The sequence below is a fragment of the Acidocella aluminiidurans genome, from assembly GCF_055383125.1.
This window is the reverse complement of sequence record NZ_AP031589.1, coordinates 2,226,443-2,244,600: the sequence shown is the minus strand read 5'-3', so window position 1 is coordinate 2,244,600 and position 18,158 is coordinate 2,226,443. Positions and strand designations below refer to the sequence as shown.

The following is an 18,158-nucleotide window of genomic DNA, read 5'->3' as shown; positions in this document are numbered from 1 at the left end:
TCAGGCCAGTTCGGGGGCTTTGATGTCCACCATGAATTCGGCGGTCAGCCGTTCCAGCGCCGCGCTCACCGTCTCGGCGGTGACGCCTTGGGGCAGGCCCAGGCGCGCGGTGGCGTGGAACATCTCCGCGCCGGTGAAGGGCGCGCTTTCGATATGGGAGGAGAAATCCTCGATATTGACGCCCAAGCCCCGCAGGGTCTCGGTCACGTCGCGCACGATGCCGGGGCGGTCATTGCCGGTGAGGGCGAAGGTGACCTGCTCGATCGGCGGGGCGGTTTCGGTGCCGGCCAGCACCGTCACGTTCAGCCCTTCGGCGGCAAGCCCGGCGAGGCTGGCTTCCAGCCCGGCCACCTGCTCATCCGCCAGCCGCACCAGCACGATGCCGGCGAACTGCCCGGCCAGATGCGCCAGCCGGCTATCCAGCCAGCTGCCCCCGCGGCCGCGATGCGCGCCGAGAGGGCATTGACGAGACCCGGCCGGTCGGGACCGGCCAGGCTGACAACCAGAGAGGCCATCGATCAGCGCTGGTTGCGCTGGCCGAAGAGCTGCAGCAGGAACATGAACAGGTTGATGAAGTTCAGATACAGCTGCAGGGCGTCATAGACGGAGCGCTTGCCCGCCATCTCCGCGCCATAGGCGCCGCCGAAGCGCAGATAATCGGTCTTGATGCGCTGCGTGTCATAGGCGGTGAGGCCGAGGAAGATGAACACGCCCAGGATCGACACCGCGAAGGCGATGGCCGGGGAATGCAGGAAGATATTCACCAGCGAGGCGACGATGATGCCGATCAGCCCCATGAACATGAAGCTGCCCAGGCTGGTGAGGTCCCGCCCGGTGACGTAGCCATAGAGGCTGGTGGCGGCGAACATCGAGGCGGTGATGAAGAACACTTCCGCGATCGAGGTCTGGGTATAGACCATGAAGATATTCACCATCGAGGCGCCCATGGCGGCGCAGAACACCCAGAACAGAGCCTGGGCGCCGGTGGTGGAAAGCTTGTTCACGCCGAAGCTGAGCACCATCACGAACACCAGGGGCGCGAAGATGGCGGCATAAGCGAGGATGGTCGGGTGGATCGCCATGCCGGTGGCGGTCTGCACCGGCTGGTAGAACAGGTTGAGCAGCGAGGTATGGGCGATGGCGAACGCGATCAGCCCGGTCAGCACCAGGCCGGACGCCATCCAGTTATACACGCGCAGCATATAGGCGCGCAGTCCCGCATCCAGCGCGGCGCTGCCGTAGCCGGCATAGCCAGCCTGCACAGTGCGGTAGGATTGATTCGGGTTGAAGGCCATGAGGTTGTTTACTCCTGAAATGCACCGCTTCACGCGGCACGTTCTTATGATTCGCCGGATTGGCCGGGTTTTCAAGTAAAATGGGGGCGAAAACCGCCCCCATTTCGCTACGAACTGTAAATCACCCGGCCGTTTTTGGCGGGTTGGTGCGGTTTAGCGCCGCCACCAGCCGGTTTTCTTGGCGGCCGGGGCTTGCGTGGCGCCGACCAGGATCGGCTTCACCGCCGGCTCCGCCATCGCTTCCGCGGTCTCCGGCGCGGGCGCTTCCAGCTCCGGCGCCGCCGTCACCTCCACCGGCGCGGCCTCGATGGCCTCAACCGGTGCGGCGGTCTCAGCCGGGGCCTCGGGCTCTGCCTTGGCGGCCGGCTTGCGCTTGCGCGGGGCGCGCTTGGGCTTGGCCGGGGCGGCTTCCAGCTCCGGCACGGCGGCCACCTCCACAGGGGCGGCTTCGATCGCCTCCGCCGGGGCGGCTTCGGACTCCGCCTTGGCGGTGGGCTTGCGCTTGCGCGGGGCGCGCTTGGGCTTGGCCGGGGCGGCGTCCGGCGCGGCATCGGCGCCGGTTTCGGCGGCGAGGATCACCGCCGCTTCCGGAGCCGCCTCAACCGGGGTTTCCGCCAGCTCGGCTTCGGCCGGGCTCACCGCTTCGGCATCGCGGAAGGCGGCTTCCAGGGCCAGATCCAGCTCGCTCGGCGGCTCGTCCTCGGCGCTCTCGCCCTCGCTGCCGGTATCGCCCCCGGCTTCGGCGGCGGCGTCCGCGCCATTGCCCTGGCCGTTTTCGCCACGGCGGCGGCCACGGCGGCGGCGGCGACGCTTGCGCTCGCCCCGTTCGGAAGGTGCGGCCTCGGCGGTTTCGGTGGTCTCGGCCTCGTCCAGCTCGGCATCCGCCTCATCGGCTTCCGCCGCCACGGCTTCCAGCACGCGCTCGGCCTTCATCGGCGCCGGGGCCGGCGGCGGCGCGGTGTGCGCCCTGGTCCGCTCCAGCCGGAAATTGGTGCCGGTCAGCCGCGCGTCCGCCTCGAACACCACCCGCATCGAATAGCGCTCCTCGATCGCCGAGAGCCGCTCGCGCTTATGGTTGAACAGGTAGAAGGCGATTTCCGGCGGCAGATAGATGCAGATTTCGGCGGATTTGAACTTCGCCCCCTCATCCTCGATGGCGCGCAGGATATGCAACGCGGCACTTTCCGGGCTGCGCACATGGCCCATGCCGGCGCAATGCGGGCAGGTGATCAGCGAAGCCTCGGTCAGGGAGGGGCGCAGACGCTGGCGCGACATTTCCATCAGCCCGAAATGGCTGATGCTGCCCACCTGGATGCGCGCGCGGTCATGCTTCAGCGCATCCTTGAGCTTGCGCTCGACGGCGGCATTGTTGCGCCGGCTTTCCATGTCGATGAAATCGATCACGATCAGCCCGGCCAGATCGCGCATGCGCAGCTGCTTGGCGACCTCTTCCGCGGCCTCCATATTGGTGCGCAGGGCGGTGTCCTCAATCGAGCGCTCGCGGGTGGCGCGGCCGGAGTTGACGTCGATGGCGACCAAAGCTTCCGTCTGGTTGATGACGATATAGCCGCCCGAGCGCAGCTGCACGACCGGGTTGAGCATCGCATCCAGCTGGGCTTCCACCTGATGGCGCGAAAAGAGCGGCTGGCCTTCCTGCCAGAGCTGCACCTTGCGGGCATTGGCCGGCATCAGCATACGCATGAAGTCCCGCGCCGCCTTGAAGCCTTCCACGCCGTCCACCAGAATATCCTCGACATCCTTGGTATAGACATCGCGGATCGCCCGCTTGATCAGGCTGGCTTCCTCATAGATCAGCGCCGGGGCGGAGGATTCCATCGTCTTGTCGCGGATATCGTCCCACAGACGCAGCAGATATTCGCAGTCGCGCTTGATCTCGGGCTTCGGCCGGTTGGCGCCGGCGGTGCGCACGATCATGCCCATGCCGGGCGGGATATCTAGCTCCGCCATCGTCTCCTTCAGGCGGCGGCGGTCGGTCTGCGAGGTGATCTTGCGCGACACACCGCCGCCGGTGGGCGAATTGGGCATCAGCACCGAGAAGCGGCCGGCCAGTGACAGGTAGGTGGTGAGCGCCGCGCCCTTATTGCCGCGCTCTTCCTTGACCACCTGCACCAGCATGATCTGGCGGCGGTGGATCACGTCCTGGATCTTGTAATTGCGCAGGAAACGCTGGCGCAGCCGGCGCTCGCGGGCTTCCGCCGCGTCGTCGCCGTCACCGCCGATCTGCTCGGGGGCCGGGCCCTCGGGCTCGATCTGCTCAACGCTGTCGCTCTCGCCGGCCTCGGCGGAGATTTCGGCCGGCATCGCCTCTTCGGCGCTGGCATCGGCCGGGGCTTCCGGGTCCGGGGCGATCTCGGTCTCATCGGCGCCGGTCAGAGCGTCTTGGGGCAGGGCGCCGCCGTCTTCCGGGGGCGGGGCGGCGTGGATCTCGATCGGCTTGATCTCAAGCGCCTGGGCTTCAACCGGGGCCTCGTCTTCGGGCTCGTCCTCGGCCTCGGCGGCGGCTTCGGCCTGGAGGTCCAGCAGCTTCTGCCGGTCGGCGACGGGGATCTGGTAATAATCCGGGTGGATTTCACCGAAGGCCAGGAAGCCATGGCGGTTGCCGCCATATTCGACGAAGGCGGCCTGCAGGCTCGGCTCGACGCGAATCACCTTGGCGAGGTAGATATTGCCTTTGATCTGCTTGCGGCTGACGGTCTCGACGTCGAAATCTTCGAGGCGGTTACCGTCCAGAACCACCACGCGGGTTTCTTCCGCGTGGCTGGCATCGATCAGCATTTTCTTTGACATTAAGGATAAAACTCCGGCGTGCGCCGAGCGGGGCGGCATGGATCTGCCGGCCCTGCGCGCTGGGCGCGAAATAGGGATGAAGGGAGGACGTGTAAAAACCGGAGGACGCAACGCCGAACCAGGCTAAAGCCTTGAAGGAAAAAAGGGTCTCGGTCGTCAGAGCGGTCATCGGTTCCATAAACTCGCCGGCGCCTGGGCACCGGATTGCGGCATTTTTATTCTGGATGCGACACTGGCGGCCAACCGGTCAGGGCCAAACGCCGCGCCGCACGCATCCTGTAATCGTAGATGACCCAAAAAACCCGCCCCTGCAAGGGGGTAGGGTTTGCCAGCGGGGTTGTCGGCCCCGGGCTTTGCCGCCAGACTTGCCCTGGCTGGCGAAGGGAGGCGAGGTGGGGAAGATCGGTTGTGTGGCGATCGTGAAGAACGAGGCGCGCCATATCGCGGAGTGGCTGGCCTGGCAGTTCATCGTCGGGTTTGACACTGTCATCCTGCTCGATAACGGCTCCACGGACGCCACCATCGCCATCGCTCAGGATTTTGCGCCGGCGCGCGATGTGCGGGTGGTGCGCTGGCCCAGCACCGCGCCGGATTATCAGATGCGCGGCTATGAACATATCGCCCGCGCGATGGCGGAAGAGTTTGAATGGCTGGGGTTTTTCGACGCGGATGAGTTTCTGCGGCTGGATGACGGGCTGACGCTGAAAGGGCTGCTGGCGGCGCGGCCGGAGGCGGCGGTGGCGCTGCCCTGGGCGATTTTCGGCTCCAACGGGCATGATGAGTTTCCCGACGGGCTGTTGGTGGAAACCTTCACCCGCCGGGCCGAGCCGCAATTCGGGCCCAACCATCATGTGAAATCCATCATCCGCCCGGCGCTGATGGAAAGCTGCCTCAACCCGCACGCCTTTGCGATGCGGGGCGATTATGTGGATCTGCTCGGGCGGTCGATCGTCTGGGGCGGCGGGCCGGGGGTGCTGGCGGCCACGCCGGACCATCGGGGCGGTAGCCTCAACCATTATTTCGTCCGCTCCCGCGCCCATTGGCGCGAGAAGATGGCGCGCGGCTATCACGACCTCACCCGCCCGGAGGGCGAGTTCGAGGCGTATGACCGCAACGAGGTGCCCGATGAGCGGCTGGCGGCGCGGGCGGGCGAGATCAGGCGGGCTTTGAGCGGCCCGTTGCCCCTTCTCCGGCGCGAGGGGCTGGAGGCGCGCGACGCCGCGGCGCTTTGCGAGGCGACCGATGCGGCGGGCTTTCTGGCCCGGCGCTGCAGTAGCTACACGCCCCTTCCGGCCGCCACCATCGCGCTGCCGGCGGTTGATTGTTACGGCCCCGGCGCGGCCGCACTGAAATTCTGCGGGCCGACCTATCCGCCTTTTTCGCAGGATCAGCACAGGGGCGAGTTTCCCGCCCGCAGCACCGCCCCCGATATCACCCTCAGCCGCCTGTCCTATGTTCTGTACATACCCAAACAGGTCGCCATCGCGGCGCCGACGCCGCAGGAACGGCCGCCAGTTTCGTTGCAAGCCTATTCCGTGGTGCTGCGCTCATCCTTCAATGCGCCGCACGGGCATCAGTTTCATCACGATCTGCGCCAGCATGAAGGCGATTTGTTCAGCCTGACACATGAGCACCCGCCGGCGGTTCGCCAGGCAGGCAGCTATCTTTTGCTCGATAGCCAGCATCGTGGACATTTCGGCCATACGCTGTGCGATGTGCTGGGCATGGCCTGGGCCTATGAAAGCTTGCGGGCGCTTGGCCGTGAGGATGTCGCGGTGCTGGTCCATGACCGTGCCGACAAGGTGCTGGCGGAGTTGCTGGAGGCGGCCGGCATAGCGCGGGAGCGGCTGGTGTCCTTCGACCATCCGGTGTTGCTGGACGAGCTGATCCTGCCCGGCAAGGCCTTTCAGATCCAGGGCTATGTCAACGATGCAGCCTTGGCGACGTACCGGACGATCCGCGACGCCATGGCTGGAACCGCCCGCATTCCGGCGCTGCCGGAGCGCATTTATCTCTCTCGCCAGACCAACCCGGCACGCCGGCTGCTGAATGAGGACGATGTTGCCAAGCTGTTCATGGCACGCGGCTTTGTCGTGGTCGCGCCGGAGACATTGCCGCTGCGCCAGCAGATTGCCCTGGCCGCGAATGCGCGCATGATCGCCGGGCCGGCGGGCAGCAACATGTTTCAACTGGCCTTCCAGCGCGATCTGGAGAAAGCCTTCGTGCTCGGTTCCAACGAATTCGTGCAGACCACGGAACAATTCATGTGCGGCGGGCGCCCGGTCCGGTTTGGCTATTTTGTCGGCGAGGTGGCGGAGCAGGCGGGGCCGCATTCCGCCTGGCGGGTGGATCTGGAGGCGCTGGCATCGGCGGTCGATGCGTGGCTGGCGGCGCCGCCGGGAGAGCTGGGGCGCGCGGCGGAGGATGTCACGCTGTTTGTCGGGGCGCGGCAGTTCGGCGAGGTTGCGCAGGCGCTGGCGCAGACGGGAAAAATTGTCATCGTCGAACCTGAGGCGCGGCTTTATTACGCCCTCGCCGAAGAGTTCGCCGCCGAAATCGCCGAAGGCCGGCTGGTGGTGGAGAATTTCGCCCCGGCGCCGCGCGGCGGCGAGATCGCGATGCTCACCCCGGCCGATGGCGGGCGGGCTTATCCGGTGGCGACGATCAGCTGGGAGGAGCTGGTGGCCAAGCATGGCAATCCCAGCCGCGTTTATCTCGGCGGCGAGGTGCCGGGATTTGGTCCGGTGCCGCGCTGAACGCGCCAAAATTGGTCAGGCCGGTATGGCCTTGCACCCGGCCGGGTCTTTGCGGCAAGGTTTTGCCGGGAAGGTGCAAAGAACAATGAAAGCAAGGAGTTGGTAATGCCGGACGCCAGAACATCCATTTCGGGCCTGTCAGTCGCCACGGTTCTGTATGATTTTGTGAACCGGGAGGCGCTGCCGGGCACGGGGCTGGAGCAGGAGGCCTTCTGGGCCGGGTTCGCCAAGCTGCTGAAGCATTTCGCCACCACCAACGCGGTGCTGCTGGGCAAGCGCGACGAAATTCAGAAAAAGCTGGATGGCTGGTACCGCGCCCAGAAGGGCAAGAAGCACGACCAGGGGGCCTATGAGGCCTATCTGCGCGAGATCGGCTATCTGCTGCCCGAACCCGCCGCGTTTTCGGTGGAAACCTCGAAGGTGGATGACGAGATCGCGGTGATCGCCGGGCCGCAGCTGGTGGTGCCGGTCTCCAATGCCCGCTACGCGCTCAACGCCGCCAATGCCCGCTGGGGCAGCCTGTATGATGCGCTCTACGGCACCGATGCGCTGCCGGAGACGGATGGCGCCACCCGCGGCAAGGGCTTCAACCCGGTGCGCGCGGATGCGGTGATCGCCCGTGCCCGCGCCTTCCTGGATGCGGCGTTTCCGCTGGAGGAAGGCAGCCACGCGGATGCGTTGGGCTACAAGGTTGAGGCGGGCAGGCTGGTGGTGCTGCTGCCCTCCGGCGATGTCGGCTTGAAAAATCCCGGCCAGTTCGCCGGTTCTAACGGCGATGCCGCATCCCCCAGCGCGGTGCTGCTGAAGAATCATCATCTGCACGCCGAAATCGTCATCGACGCGACCCACCCGATCGGCAAGAACGACACCGCCCATATCGCCGACATCATCCTGGAATCCGCGATCAGCACGATCATGGATGCCGAGGATTCGGTGGCGGCGGTGGATGCCGATGACAAGGTGCTGGTCTATCGCAACTGGCTGGGGCTGATGCAGGGCACGCTGAGCGCCCCGGTGGAGAAGGGCGGCAAGGTTTTCGAGCGCAAGCTCAACCCGGACCGCAGCTACACCGCGCCGGATGGCGCGACACTGACTTTGCATGGCCGCTCGCTGCTGCTGGTGCGCAATGTCGGCCACCATATGCTGACGGATATGATCACCATCGATGGCCAGGAGGTGCCGGAGACGGTGATCGACGCCGTCATCACCTCGCTGATCGCTAAGCATGACCTCACCGCCCGCCGCAATTCCCGCCAGGGTTCGGTCTATATCGTGAAGCCGAAAATGCACGGGCCGGAAGAGGCGGCGAATGCCAATGCGCTGTTCGGCGCGGTGGAGGAGCTGCTGCAGATCCCCGCCAACACGCTGAAAATGGGCATCATGGACGAGGAGCGCCGCACCAGCGCCAACCTGAAAGCCTGTATCGCGGCGGCGAAGCATCGGGTGGTGTTCATCAATACCGGCTTCCTGGACCGCACTGGGGATGAGATCCACACCTCGATGGAGGCCGGTCCCTTCCTGCGCAAGAACGACATCAAGGCGCAGCCCTGGATCAAATCCTACGAGGACCGCAACGTGGATTTCGGGCTGGAATGCGGGCTGCAGGGCAAGGCGCAGATCGGCAAGGGCATGTGGGCCGCGCCGGACCAGATGGCGGCGATGCTGGAGCAGAAGATCGCGCATCCGAAGGCCGGCGCCAATACCGCCTGGGTGCCCAGCCCCACCGCAGCCACGCTGCATGCCATGCACTACCATGATGTGGACGTGCTGGCCCGGCAGAACGAGCTGAAGAGCCGCCCGCCGGCGAAGCTCTCGGATTTGCTGACGGTGCCGCTGGCGCAGGGCGTGAATTGGAGCCCGGAAGAGATCCAGCAGGAGCTGGATAATAATGCGCAAGGGCTGCTGGGCTATGTGGTGCGCTGGATCGACCAGGGGGTCGGCTGCTCCAAAGTGCCGGATATTCACGATGTCGGGCTGATGGAAGATCGTGCGACGCTGCGGATTTCCTCCCAGCATATCGCCAACTGGCTGCATCACGGCATCGTCTCCAAGGACCAGGTGCTGGAGACGCTGAAGCGCATGGCGCTGGTGGTGGACAAGCAGAATGCCGGCGATGCGGCCTATAAGCCGATGGCGCCCGGCTATGACGGCCCGGCCTTCAAGGCGGCGCTGGATCTGGTGTTCGAGGGGTTGAGCCAGCCCAACGGCTATACCGAGTTCATCCTCACCCGCCGCCGCCGCGAGGCGAAAGCGGCGTAACCCGCCGCGACCCATGCCGGGCGGCCCTGAGGGCCGCCCGGTTGGATGATTCAGAGGCTGTTTCAAAAGTCGCTATGGTGAGTCGTCAAGTGGTGATTTGTGAGCACCGGCGCGCAGCGTACTTGAGGTACGTGAGCACCGGAGCGCAGCAAATCGCCGCTTGGCGGCCGCCAGAGTGGCTTTTGAAACAGCCTCTTAGCGGTTGAGTTGCGCCAGTGCTTCCGCGTGCAGCGCCGCATTGGCGCTGGCCAGCACCGAGCCGTCGCAGCCCAGCTTCAGCGGCGCGCCGGCCCAGTCGCTCACCACCCCGCCGGCGGCTTCGATCACCGGGCCCAAAGCCGCCCAATCCCAGGGCTTGAGATCATGCTCGGCGATCACGTCGATCTGCCCCAGCGCCAGCAGCCCGTAGGAATAGGCGTCCCCGCCCCAATAGATCCGCTTCGCGGCATGGCGCAGCTGGTTGAAGCGGCGCACCGCATTGTCTCCGGCGCCGGCGATCATCTCCGGCGAGGTGGCGGAGAGTTCGGCCTGGGCCAGGTTCACCGCCTGGCGGGTGCCCGGCACGCCGCCGAGATCGCCGGAAAACCCGGCCGGAATGCCGCGCCCGCCCCACCAGCGCTCACGGGTGATCGGCTGATCGATGAAGCCCAGCACCGGCACCCCGTCCTCCAGCAGCCCCAGCAAGGTGGTGAAGCTGGTGCGCCCGGTGATGAAGGCGCGGGTGCCGTCGATCGGGTCGGTCACCCACACATATTTGGCGTCCGGGTTATGCGCGGGAAACTCCTCGCCGATGATGCCGAAATCCGGCGTCGCTTCCGCCAGGGCGGCGCGCAGCACCTGCTCGGCCTTGCGGTCGGCGGCGGTGACGGGGCTTTCGTCGGATTTATCGTCGGCGCTCAAGCCGGTCCGGAAATAGGGGCGAATGGCCGCCCCGCTGGCATCGAGCGCCGCATTGGCAATCGCAATCAGCTCCTGCATGGATCAGGGCAGTTTGGCCGGGCTGGCCGCGTTCTGGTTCAGATAGGCAATCATATCCGCTCGCATCTGGTCGTTCTTGATGCCGGGATAGGCCATATGCGTGCCGGGTGCAAAGCTCATCGGGGCTTTCAGCCAGTCATCCAGCATGGCGGGGGTCCAGGGCTTGCCGGCATGGGGTTTCACCGCGTCGGAATAGGCAAAGCCGGGCGCGGAGAACGCCTTGGCGCCGACGATGCCATACAGATCCGGCCCCACCCCGTTCGGGCCGCCGCTGGCGATGGCGTGGCAGGCGGCGCATTGCTGGGCGAAGAGGGCCTTGCCCTTGGCCGGGTCCGCCTTGGCCAGCAGGCTGTTCAGATCCTCCGCCGGGGCGGCCGGGGCGGCGGCGGGGGGAGCGGCGGCAGGCGCCCCAGCGGCGCTGGCGGCCTTGATTTCAGCCGCGCTGGGCAGCGCCACCGGCTGCGCGGCGAGGGTGCGCAGATAAGCGATCACGTCCGCCCGCGTCTGGGTGCTGTGGATGCCGCTATAGGACATGCCGGTGCCGGGCGCGAAATCATTCGGCGCGTACAGCCATTGGTTCATCTTGTCGTAATCCCAGTCGCCCTTGGCCTTGCTCTTGACGGCGGCGGAATAGGTGAAGCCGGCATGGGCGAACATCGGCCCGCCGAGCACGCCATAAAGATTCGGTCCCACCCCGTTCGCCCCGCCCGCTGTCAGCGTATGGCAGGCGGCGCATTGCTGGGCGACGAAAGCCTGGCCCTTGGCCACATCCGCACTGGCCAGCAGCGGCAGCACGCTCTCCGGCCCGCTGGGCGCTGGCGCGGTGGCCGGGGCGGCGCTGGGCAGGGCCGCCAGCTTGAGGGCCGCATGCTCCGGCGCCTCATCCGGGATGAGGATATGGGCGATCCGGTTCGCCCCCCACAGCACCAGCCCGGCCGTCAGCACGCCGGCGGCGATTTTATTGAAAAACAAACCATCCTTGCCCGAATTCTGCATGGTTTTCCCCAGGTTCGTGTTTTGGACTTCTAGTCTGGACGTTGTTGCCCCGGCGCTCCCTGTCGCGTTGCCGTGGCGTATTGCCCTTAGGCGTAGAGGGAATTAGGCAGGGCGGCAAGCAGACAAGAGGGCCAGGCTTTTGAATCCCATCGTTTTGATCCCCGCGCGTCTCGGCTCCACCCGGCTGCCGGGCAAGGTGCTGGCCGATATTGGCGGCAAACCGATGATCGCGCATGTGCTGGACCGCGCGCTGCGCGCCGGGCTCGGCCCTGTCGCGGTGGCCTGCGGCGAGGCGCAAGTGGCTGAAGCGGTTGAGAAAGCCGGGGGCATCGCGGTGATGACGGACCCGGATCTGCCCTCCGGCTCGGACCGCATCTGGGCGGCGCTGCGCCGCCTCGACCCCGCGGGCGCGCATGATGTCATCGTTAATCTGCAGGGCGATCTGCCCTCGATCGACCCGTCCTATCTTGCAACAGTGGTCAAGCCGCTGGCCCAGGGGTTCGATATCGGCACCCTGGTCGCGCCGATCACCACCGGGGCCGAGCGTGACGCCCCCTCCGTGGTCAAATGCGCCTGCGCCTTTCCGGAGGATGCCGAGATCAGCCCGGCTTTGTATTTCTCCCGCCATCTGATCCCCTCCGGCGAGGGGCCGCATTGGCACCATATCGGCATCTACGCCTATCGCCGCGCCGCCCTTGAGCGCTTCGTCACGCTGCCGCCCTCGCCGCTGGAACGCCGCGAGAAGCTTGAGCAGCTGCGCGCCCTGGAAGCCGGCCTGCGCATCGGCGCCGCGCGCGTGGCGCAGGCGCCGTTCGGCGTCGACACCCCGGAAGATTTAGAGCGCGCCAGGGAGGCGCTGACCAAATGAGCCTGATCGCTTTCCAGGGCATGCCTGGCGCCTATTCCGACCTCGCCTGCCGCACCGCCTTTCCGGGTGCCGCCACCCTGCCCTGCGAGAGCTTCCAGGCGGCGATGGCGGCGGTGCGCGAGGGCCGGGCGGATCTCGCCATGCTGCCGCCGGAAAACTCCATCGTCGGCCGGGTGGGGGACATGCATTTGCTGCTGCCCGATTCCGGTCTCTCGATCATCGGCGAGACGTTTTTGCGGGTCGAGCATTGCCTGCTGGCGCCCAAGGGCACGCAGCTTGCGGATATCAAGCGCATTCATTCCCACCCGGTGGCGCTGGGCCAGGTGAAGCGGCTGATCGCCGAGCTGGGGGCGACGGCGGTGGTGGAATATGACACAGCCGGGGCGGCGGAGATCATCGCCAAGCTGGACAGCAAGGCGGATGCCGCCATTGCCTCCTCGCTGGCCGGGGAGATGTACGGGCTGGAAATCCTGCGCCGCAATGTCGAGGACGAGGCACATAACACCACGCGCTTCTACATCATGGCGCGCGAGCCGCTGGCGGTAGCACCTGAAACGCCGGGGCTGATGACGACGTTCGTGTTCAATGTCCGCAACGTGCCAGCGGCGCTCTACAAGGCGCTGGGCGGGTTCGCGACCAACGGGGTGAACATGACGCGGCTGGAGAGCTACATGGTGAATGGCAGTTTCACCGCCACCCAGTTTCTGGCCGAGGTGGAGGGCCACCCGGACCAGCCGGGGCTGAAACACGCGTTCGAGGAGCTGGGCTTCTTCTGCACCGAGTTCAAAATTCTGGGGACGTACAAGATGGACCCGTACCGCCGGGCGCAATAATACGGCGTTCGCGGTTGCAACATCGCGGCACTAGTGTGATGGTTCTGAAATTCGTGATATGAAATATCGTGAATTTCAGAAGCTGAATCACACTAGATTATTGATTTTTCTAGTGTTCACCATGATTCGGAAATCCAAGATTCTGAAATCCAACGGATTTCAGAATCGGGACACAGGCGGCATCTTTTGCCACGTGCCGCCCCTTCCGCCCCAGCGCCGCGCCACCTTTGTCTGCCTGGCCATTGCCTGTCTGGCCATTGCCTTGGGGCCGCTCCCTGTGCTGGCCGCAGCGCCGCAGGCTTGCGGCACCCTTATCACCGAAGGCAACAACCCGATCACCTCCTTCAACCCGGTTTTTGCCGATAATCTCGGCGATTCCCGGGCGGCGCAATTACTGTTCCAGCCGCTGGTCTGGGTGGATCGCCATGGCCAGGTGAATCCCGCGCGCAGCATCGCCGGGTCGATCGCGGTGTCCGCTGACGACAAAACCTACACCCTCAGTTTGCGCCCCTGGCATTGGTCCAATGGCCGCATTGTGGATGCGGCGGATGTGCTCTATGGATGGCGGCTGATCCAGGCTCTCGGACAGAGCTATGTCGATTTTGGCGAGGGGGACGTGCCGCAAGGCATCAAATCCATCGTCGCTTTGGATGCCACCCATGTGCAGGTGACGCTGGATGCGCCCGCCAACCCGCAATGGTTTATCGATAACGGCCTGTCCCAGCTCACCCCCTTGCCCGCGCGCGAATGGGCGGGGCTGACGCCTTCCCAGCTTTTCCAGCGCCAGAGCGACCCGCGCTTCTTCACCGTGGTGGACGGGCCGATGCGCATCCAGCGTCTGGATCTCGGCATGGATGCGGTGTTTACCGCCAATCCGAGCTTTGACGGGCCGAAGCTGCATGTGAGCCGGCTGGTCTTCACCTTTCCCAACAGCGAGGACAGCGCGCTGCAGCAGGTTCAGGCCGGGGACCTGGATTTCGCCCCGCTGCCGCTGGATCTCTACGCGGCCAGCGCGCATCTGCGCGGCGTCCGGCTGGCGCGGCTCGCGCCGGTGTCCTTCTGGTATTATCTGGACCTCAATCTGCGTAACCCGAATCTGCCCTTCCTGCGCGATGTGCGGGTGCGTCAGGCGATGCAGGATGCGATCAACCAGCAAAGCATCATCGCGCTGGCCTTTCACGGCTTCGGCCAGCCTGTTTACACCGCGATCCCCCCGGTGGATGCGAATTTCCTTGCTCCGGCTCTGGCCCGGGGCGATTGGCCCGTGGGCTATAACCCGGCCAAGGCCCGTGCTTTGCTCGCCGCCGCCGGCTACCATCCCGGGCCCGACGGGATCATGCGCAAGGCCGGGCACCCTCTCGCCTTCACCGTGCTGACCAGTGGCGATGCCAGCGAGATGGTTCTTCAGGTGCAGGCGCAGCTGCGGGCGGTGGGCATCCTGATGCGGCTTCGTAACATCTCCTTCAACCAGATGATGCAAACCACGCAAGGGCCGCCCGGCCGCTGGGACGCGACGATCCACGGCACCTATGTCGCGCCCTATCCAAGCGGCGAGGCGTTGTTCGCGACCGGCGCCGGGCAGAATGACAGCGGCTATTCAGACCCCGAGATGGACCGGCTGATCGCCCGCAGCATTTCCCAGCCTGGCCTCTCGGGGCTGTATGATTATGAAACCTATGTCGCCGCGCAGCAGCCGATGATCTTCCTCGGCACGCAGGATCATGTCGAGCTGATCGCGTCGCGGGTGCATGGGGTGAATGCGTTCGAGGATGGCGGAGTGCTGGCCCCGGATGCGCTCTATTGCACAGCGCCGGCCAGGCCGCCGATAAAAAAGGCCGGTTGAAACCGGCCTTTTTTCGCATCAGGTATTCATCGCCTCGAAGAAATCGTTGTTGGTCTTCGAGTATTTCAGCTTGTCGAGCAGGAACTCCATCGCATCCGTCGTCCCCATCGGGTTCAGAATGCGGCGCAGTACCCACATCTTGGACAGTACCGCCTTCTCCACCAGCAGCTCTTCCTTACGGGTGCCGGACTTGGTGATGTCGATCGCCGGGAAGGTGCGCTTGTCGGAGAGCTTGCGGTCCAGGATCAGCTCGGCATTGCCGGTGCCCTTGAACTCCTCGAAAATCACCTCGTCCATGCGCGAGCCGGTATCGATCAAGGCGGTGGCGATGATGGTCAGCGAGCCGCCTTCCTCGATGTTACGCGCCGCACCGAAGAAGCGCTTCGGGCGTTGCAGGGCGTTGGCGTCCACACCGCCGGTCAGCACCTTGCCGGATGAGGGCACCACGGTGTTGTAGGCACGCGCCAGACGGGTGATGCTATCCAGCAAAATCACCACGTCGCGCTTATGCTCGACCAGGCGCTTGGCCTTCTCCAGCACCATCTCCGTCACCTGCACATGGCGGGCGGCCGGCTCGTCGAAGGTGGAGGCCACCACTTCGCCGCGCACCGAACGCGCCATGTCGGTCACTTCCTCCGGCCGCTCATCGATGAGCAGCACGATCAGGAACACTTCCGGATGGTTGGCGGTGATCGAGGCGGCGATGTTCTGCAGCATCACGGTCTTACCCGTGCGCGGCGGGGCCACCACCAGGGCGCGCTGGCCCTTGCCGATCGGCGCCACCAGATCGATCACCCGGCCGGTGATCTCTTTCTGCTGGCCCTTGGTCGTCGGCTCCGGCGCTTCCACTTCCATGCGCAGCCGCGAGGTCGGGTAGAGCGGGGTGAGATTGTCGAAATTGATGCGGTGCTTCACCGCCTCGGGCGACTCGAAATTGATCTTTTCGACATTCACCAGGGAGAAATAACGCTCGCCTTCCTTCGGCGCACGGATCTCGCCATCCACCGTGTCGCCGGTGCGCAAGCCATAGCGGCGCACCTGCTGCGGGGAGACGTAAATATCGTCCGGGCCGGGGAGGAAGTTGGCCTCCGGGTTGCGCAGAAAGCCGAACCCGTCGGGCAGGATTTCCAGCGTGCCGTCACCGTGAATGGCCTGGTCGTTCTCGGCATGGGCTTTCAGGATGGCGAACATGATGTCCTGCTTGCGCAGGGAGGAGGCGTTTTCCACCTCCAGCTCCTCGGCCAGGGCCAGGAGGTCGGTCGGGGATTTTGCCTTCAATTCGGCGAGATGCATGGGGAACCAGAGATCCAGTGACAGGAGGCGCCATGGCAGAAAGCCACGGCTTTATGGTCAAAATGAGATTTACATGCGGCCGAGGACCGGCGCAGAGACGTGTTCGTCTACCCGTCTAATGGGGATTGCACGCCGCGCCGTCAAGATGCGGCGCGCAAATTAGCTTTTGCTCAAGGCCTCGCGGGCCTGGGTGGCCAGCACATCGGCGCGCTCATTCATCTCATTGCCGGAATGGCCGCGCACCCAGAGCCATTCGATCTGATGCGGCTTCGCCGCCTCCAGGATCAGCTTCCAGAGATCCATGTTTTTCACCGGATCGCCGGTGGAGGAGCGCCAGTTCTTGCGCACCCAGCCCTGGTGCCAGCGTGTGATGCCGTTTTTCAGATATTCGGAATCGGTATGCAGCTTCACCGTGCAGGGGCGCTTGAGCGCGGCCAGCGCCTGCGCCGCCGCGGTCAGCTCCATGCGGTTATTGGTGGTGTCCGCATCCCCGCCGGAGAGCTCCTTCACCACCTCGCCGAATTTCAGGATCGCCGCCCAGCCGCCCGGGCCCGGATTGGGCTTGCAGCCGCCATCGGTCCAGATTTCGACAATCCGTGCCTCCTCCTCAGAGCCCATAGGCGCCCGCCCCCGATACCGCGAAATGGAAGCGCAGCCGCCGGTAATAATCCAGCGGGTCCTTCGGTGTCACCAGGGCCGCCGGGGCGCGGTTCAGCCAGTCATAGAGCCGGGTGAGCAGGAAACGGATCGCCCCGCCGCGTGCCAGCACCGGCAGCGCCTCGATCTCCGCCTGGGAGAGTGGCCGCACCGATTGATAGCCCCGCAGCAGCGCCCGCGAGCGGGTCACGTTCAGCTCGCCCGGCGTCTCGAAGCACCAGGCGTTGAGGCAGATCGCGATGTCGTAAGCGAGGATGTCCGTGCAGGCGAAGTAGAAATCGATCAGCCCGGAAATTTCGCCATTGAGGAAGAAGACATTGTCGGGGAACAGATCGGCATGGATCTGCCCGGTCGGCAGGCCCTGCGGCCATTCGGCCTGGATGCGCGCCAGCCAGCCTTGCAGCTCAGCCCCCAGCCCGCCCAGCACGCTATCGGCCTGGGGCAGGCTTTTCTCCAGAAGCGGCCCCCAGGCCTCCGGGCCGAGTCCGTTGCGCCGGGTCATGCCGAAGCCCTCGCCGGCCAGATGCAGCCGGGCCAGCGCCGCGCCCAGCGGGGCGCAATGCTCCAGGCGGATCTGGCGCGGCCAGACGCCGGGCAGGAAGGTGGTGATGGCGGCCATCTTGCCGGCCAGCTCCTGCAGATTGCGCCCGTCGCGCCCGCGCACCGGCAGCGGGCAGGAGAGGCCGCGTTCGCGCAGATGCTCCATCAGCCCGAGGAAATAGGGCAGATCCTCCTTGTTCACCCGCTTCTCGTACAGGGTGAGGATGAAATCCCCGGTGCTGGTCTTCAGCGCGTAATTGCTGTTCTCCACCCCTTCGGCGATGCCACGGAAGGCGGTGAGGGTGCCGATGTCATAAAGCGTCAGAAACGCGCTCAGCGCCTCGTCGGTGACTTCCGTGTAAACTGCCATGGGGAGCTAGATGACCGGGGACAAAAATTCTGGCAAGGGAGGGGCCATGAAGAATTTCCGGCCCGTCCTCGCGCCCGCCGCGGCGCTGCTCTCCTTGCTGGCCCTCGCCGCGTGCGGCGGTGGTGGCGACAAGCACCCCGACACCGCCTCGGCCGACGCCACCCCGGCCGACGGCGCGGCCCCGGACCCGACCAAATTCTGCCCGCAAGTGGCGGTGCTGCAACAGGCCCAGACCGTGACCCTGTTCGAGCCCGGCCGCAGCGACGTGGCGGGGCAGATCTCCACCGGGCGGATCACCGGCGTCTCCGGGGCCTGCACCACCATGACGAAGAAGCGGCAGAAGCTGCTGCAGGTGAAATTCACCGCCAGCTTCCTCACCGATAACGGCCCGGCCAATCACGGCCAGCCGGTGAGCCTGCCCTGGTTCGTGGCGATCACCAAGGGCGATCAGATCATCCAGAAGCAGGACTACACCGCTACGCTCAAATTCGACGGCAATATGAGCACCACGGCGCTGACCAGCAAACCGATCAAGATCGTGCTGCCGCAGGATGAGCAGAGTGCGGATGTGCAGGTGCTGGTCGGGTTTGAGATGACGCCGGACCAGCTGGCCTATGCCCGGGCGCATCCGAGCGCGATGCCCTGAACCGGCATTTCAGGGC

At 65.5% G+C, this 18,158-nt stretch carries 14 protein-coding genes; 6 read left to right on the top strand and 8 right to left on the bottom strand.

The features are described 5' to 3' along the window. The 3 genes from ACZ46S_RS11150 to ACZ46S_RS11140 all read right to left on the bottom strand — a co-directional run bounded on the left by ACZ46S_RS11150 (window position 1) and on the right by ACZ46S_RS11140 (window position 4,103). Complete coding sequence (locus ACZ46S_RS11150; RefSeq protein WP_464061781.1) at window positions 1–378, bottom strand: glycine cleavage system transcriptional repressor; 378 nt, start codon at window positions 376–378, stop codon at window positions 1–3. Between the two features lie 140 nt (window positions 379–518). Continuing rightward, entirely contained in the window at window positions 519–1,295 is a 777-nt protein-coding gene (locus tag ACZ46S_RS11145; RefSeq protein WP_008495063.1) for a Bax inhibitor-1/YccA family protein, read from the bottom strand. Between the two features lie 153 nt (window positions 1,296–1,448). Beyond that, a complete protein-coding gene (locus ACZ46S_RS11140) occupies window positions 1,449–4,103 on the bottom strand; it encodes an Rne/Rng family ribonuclease (protein WP_464061780.1) in 2,655 nt (884 codons plus the stop codon). 392 nt (window positions 4,104–4,495) lie between these two features. On the opposite strand from ACZ46S_RS11140, the gene ACZ46S_RS11135 reads away from it, so the two are divergent. Together ACZ46S_RS11135 and ACZ46S_RS11130 are read left to right on the top strand one after the other, a co-directional pair. Then, window positions 4,496–6,859, top strand: coding sequence for a glycosyltransferase 61 family protein (locus ACZ46S_RS11135; protein WP_464061779.1), 2,364 nt, complete (start codon window positions 4,496–4,498; stop codon window positions 6,857–6,859). 105 nt (window positions 6,860–6,964) lie between these two features. Continuing rightward, window positions 6,965–9,118 carry a malate synthase G gene (locus tag ACZ46S_RS11130; protein WP_464061778.1) on the top strand — a complete coding sequence of 718 codons (2,154 nt, stop codon included), beginning with the start codon at window positions 6,965–6,967 and terminating at the stop codon, window positions 9,116–9,118. Between the two features lie 195 nt (window positions 9,119–9,313). On the opposite strand, the gene ACZ46S_RS11125 is transcribed toward ACZ46S_RS11130, so the two are convergent. After that, window positions 9,314–10,096, bottom strand: a complete 783-nt coding sequence (locus ACZ46S_RS11125) for an inositol monophosphatase family protein (protein ID WP_464061777.1) — start codon at window positions 10,094–10,096, stop codon at window positions 9,314–9,316. 3 nt (window positions 10,097–10,099) lie between these two features. After that, entirely contained in the window at window positions 10,100–11,092 is a 993-nt protein-coding gene (locus ACZ46S_RS11120; RefSeq protein ID WP_295740847.1) for a c-type cytochrome, read from the bottom strand. A 139-nt stretch (window positions 11,093–11,231) separates the two neighbouring features. Between ACZ46S_RS11120 and ACZ46S_RS11115 the strand changes: the two genes are divergently transcribed. The 3 genes from ACZ46S_RS11115 to ACZ46S_RS11105 all read left to right on the top strand — a co-directional run bounded on the left by ACZ46S_RS11115 (window position 11,232) and on the right by ACZ46S_RS11105 (window position 14,636). Then, window positions 11,232–11,960: a 3-deoxy-manno-octulosonate cytidylyltransferase gene (locus tag ACZ46S_RS11115; RefSeq protein WP_464061776.1), complete on the top strand. Its 729-nt coding sequence runs from the start codon at window positions 11,232–11,234 to the stop codon at window positions 11,958–11,960. Further along, window positions 11,957–12,793, top strand: coding sequence for a prephenate dehydratase (locus ACZ46S_RS11110; RefSeq protein ID WP_464061775.1), 837 nt, complete (start codon window positions 11,957–11,959; stop codon window positions 12,791–12,793). Before ACZ46S_RS11115 ends, ACZ46S_RS11110 begins: the two co-directional genes overlap by 4 nt. A 193-nt stretch (window positions 12,794–12,986) precedes the next feature. Beyond that, complete coding sequence (locus ACZ46S_RS11105; RefSeq protein WP_464061774.1) at window positions 12,987–14,636, top strand: peptide ABC transporter substrate-binding protein; 1,650 nt, start codon at window positions 12,987–12,989, stop codon at window positions 14,634–14,636. Window positions 14,637–14,654: 18 nt separating this feature from the next. Here the strand turns inward: ACZ46S_RS11105 and rho are convergent, their stop codons facing one another. The 3 genes from rho to ACZ46S_RS11090 all read right to left on the bottom strand — a co-directional run bounded on the left by rho (window position 14,655) and on the right by ACZ46S_RS11090 (window position 17,496). Further along, the gene (gene rho / locus ACZ46S_RS11100; protein ID WP_295740853.1) at window positions 14,655–15,929 is read right to left on the bottom strand and encodes a transcription termination factor Rho; all 1,275 of its coding nucleotides are present in this window, start codon (window positions 15,927–15,929) and stop codon (window positions 14,655–14,657) included. Between the two features lie 159 nt (window positions 15,930–16,088). Continuing rightward, complete coding sequence (gene rnhA / locus ACZ46S_RS11095; protein ID WP_464061773.1) at window positions 16,089–16,547, bottom strand: ribonuclease HI; 459 nt, start codon at window positions 16,545–16,547, stop codon at window positions 16,089–16,091. Beyond that, window positions 16,537–17,496, bottom strand: a complete 960-nt coding sequence (locus ACZ46S_RS11090) for a homoserine kinase (RefSeq protein ID WP_464061772.1) — start codon at window positions 17,494–17,496, stop codon at window positions 16,537–16,539. Before ACZ46S_RS11090 ends, rnhA begins: the two co-directional genes overlap by 11 nt. A gap of 46 nt (window positions 17,497–17,542) precedes the next feature. On the opposite strand from ACZ46S_RS11090, the gene ACZ46S_RS11085 reads away from it, so the two are divergent. Then, complete coding sequence (locus ACZ46S_RS11085; protein ID WP_464061771.1) at window positions 17,543–18,142, top strand: hypothetical protein; 600 nt, start codon at window positions 17,543–17,545, stop codon at window positions 18,140–18,142. The last annotated feature ends 16 nt before the right edge of the window (window positions 18,143–18,158 follow it).

Coding starts and splice junctions, on each gene's coding strand:
- ACZ46S_RS11145 (WP_008495063.1), bottom strand. CDS start 1,295: ATGGCCTTCAACCCGAATCAATCCTACCGCACTGTGCAGGCTGGCTAT.
- ACZ46S_RS11140 (WP_464061780.1), bottom strand. CDS start 4,103: ATGTCAAAGAAAATGCTGATCGATGCCAGCCACGCGGAAGAAACCCGC.
- ACZ46S_RS11130 (WP_464061778.1), top strand. CDS start 6,965: ATGCCGGACGCCAGAACATCCATTTCGGGCCTGTCAGTCGCCACGGTT.
- ACZ46S_RS11125 (WP_464061777.1), bottom strand. CDS start 10,096: ATGCAGGAGCTGATTGCGATTGCCAATGCGGCGCTCGATGCCAGCGGG.
- ACZ46S_RS11120 (WP_295740847.1), bottom strand. CDS start 11,092: ATGCAGAATTCGGGCAAGGATGGTTTGTTTTTCAATAAAATCGCCGCC.
- ACZ46S_RS11110 (WP_464061775.1), top strand. CDS start 11,957: ATGAGCCTGATCGCTTTCCAGGGCATGCCTGGCGCCTATTCCGACCTC.
- rho (WP_295740853.1), bottom strand. CDS start 15,929: ATGCATCTCGCCGAATTGAAGGCAAAATCCCCGACCGACCTCCTGGCC.
- rnhA (WP_464061773.1), bottom strand. CDS start 16,547: ATGGGCTCTGAGGAGGAGGCACGGATTGTCGAAATCTGGACCGATGGC.
- ACZ46S_RS11090 (WP_464061772.1), bottom strand. CDS start 17,496: ATGGCAGTTTACACGGAAGTCACCGACGAGGCGCTGAGCGCGTTTCTG.
- ACZ46S_RS11085 (WP_464061771.1), top strand. CDS start 17,543: ATGAAGAATTTCCGGCCCGTCCTCGCGCCCGCCGCGGCGCTGCTCTCC.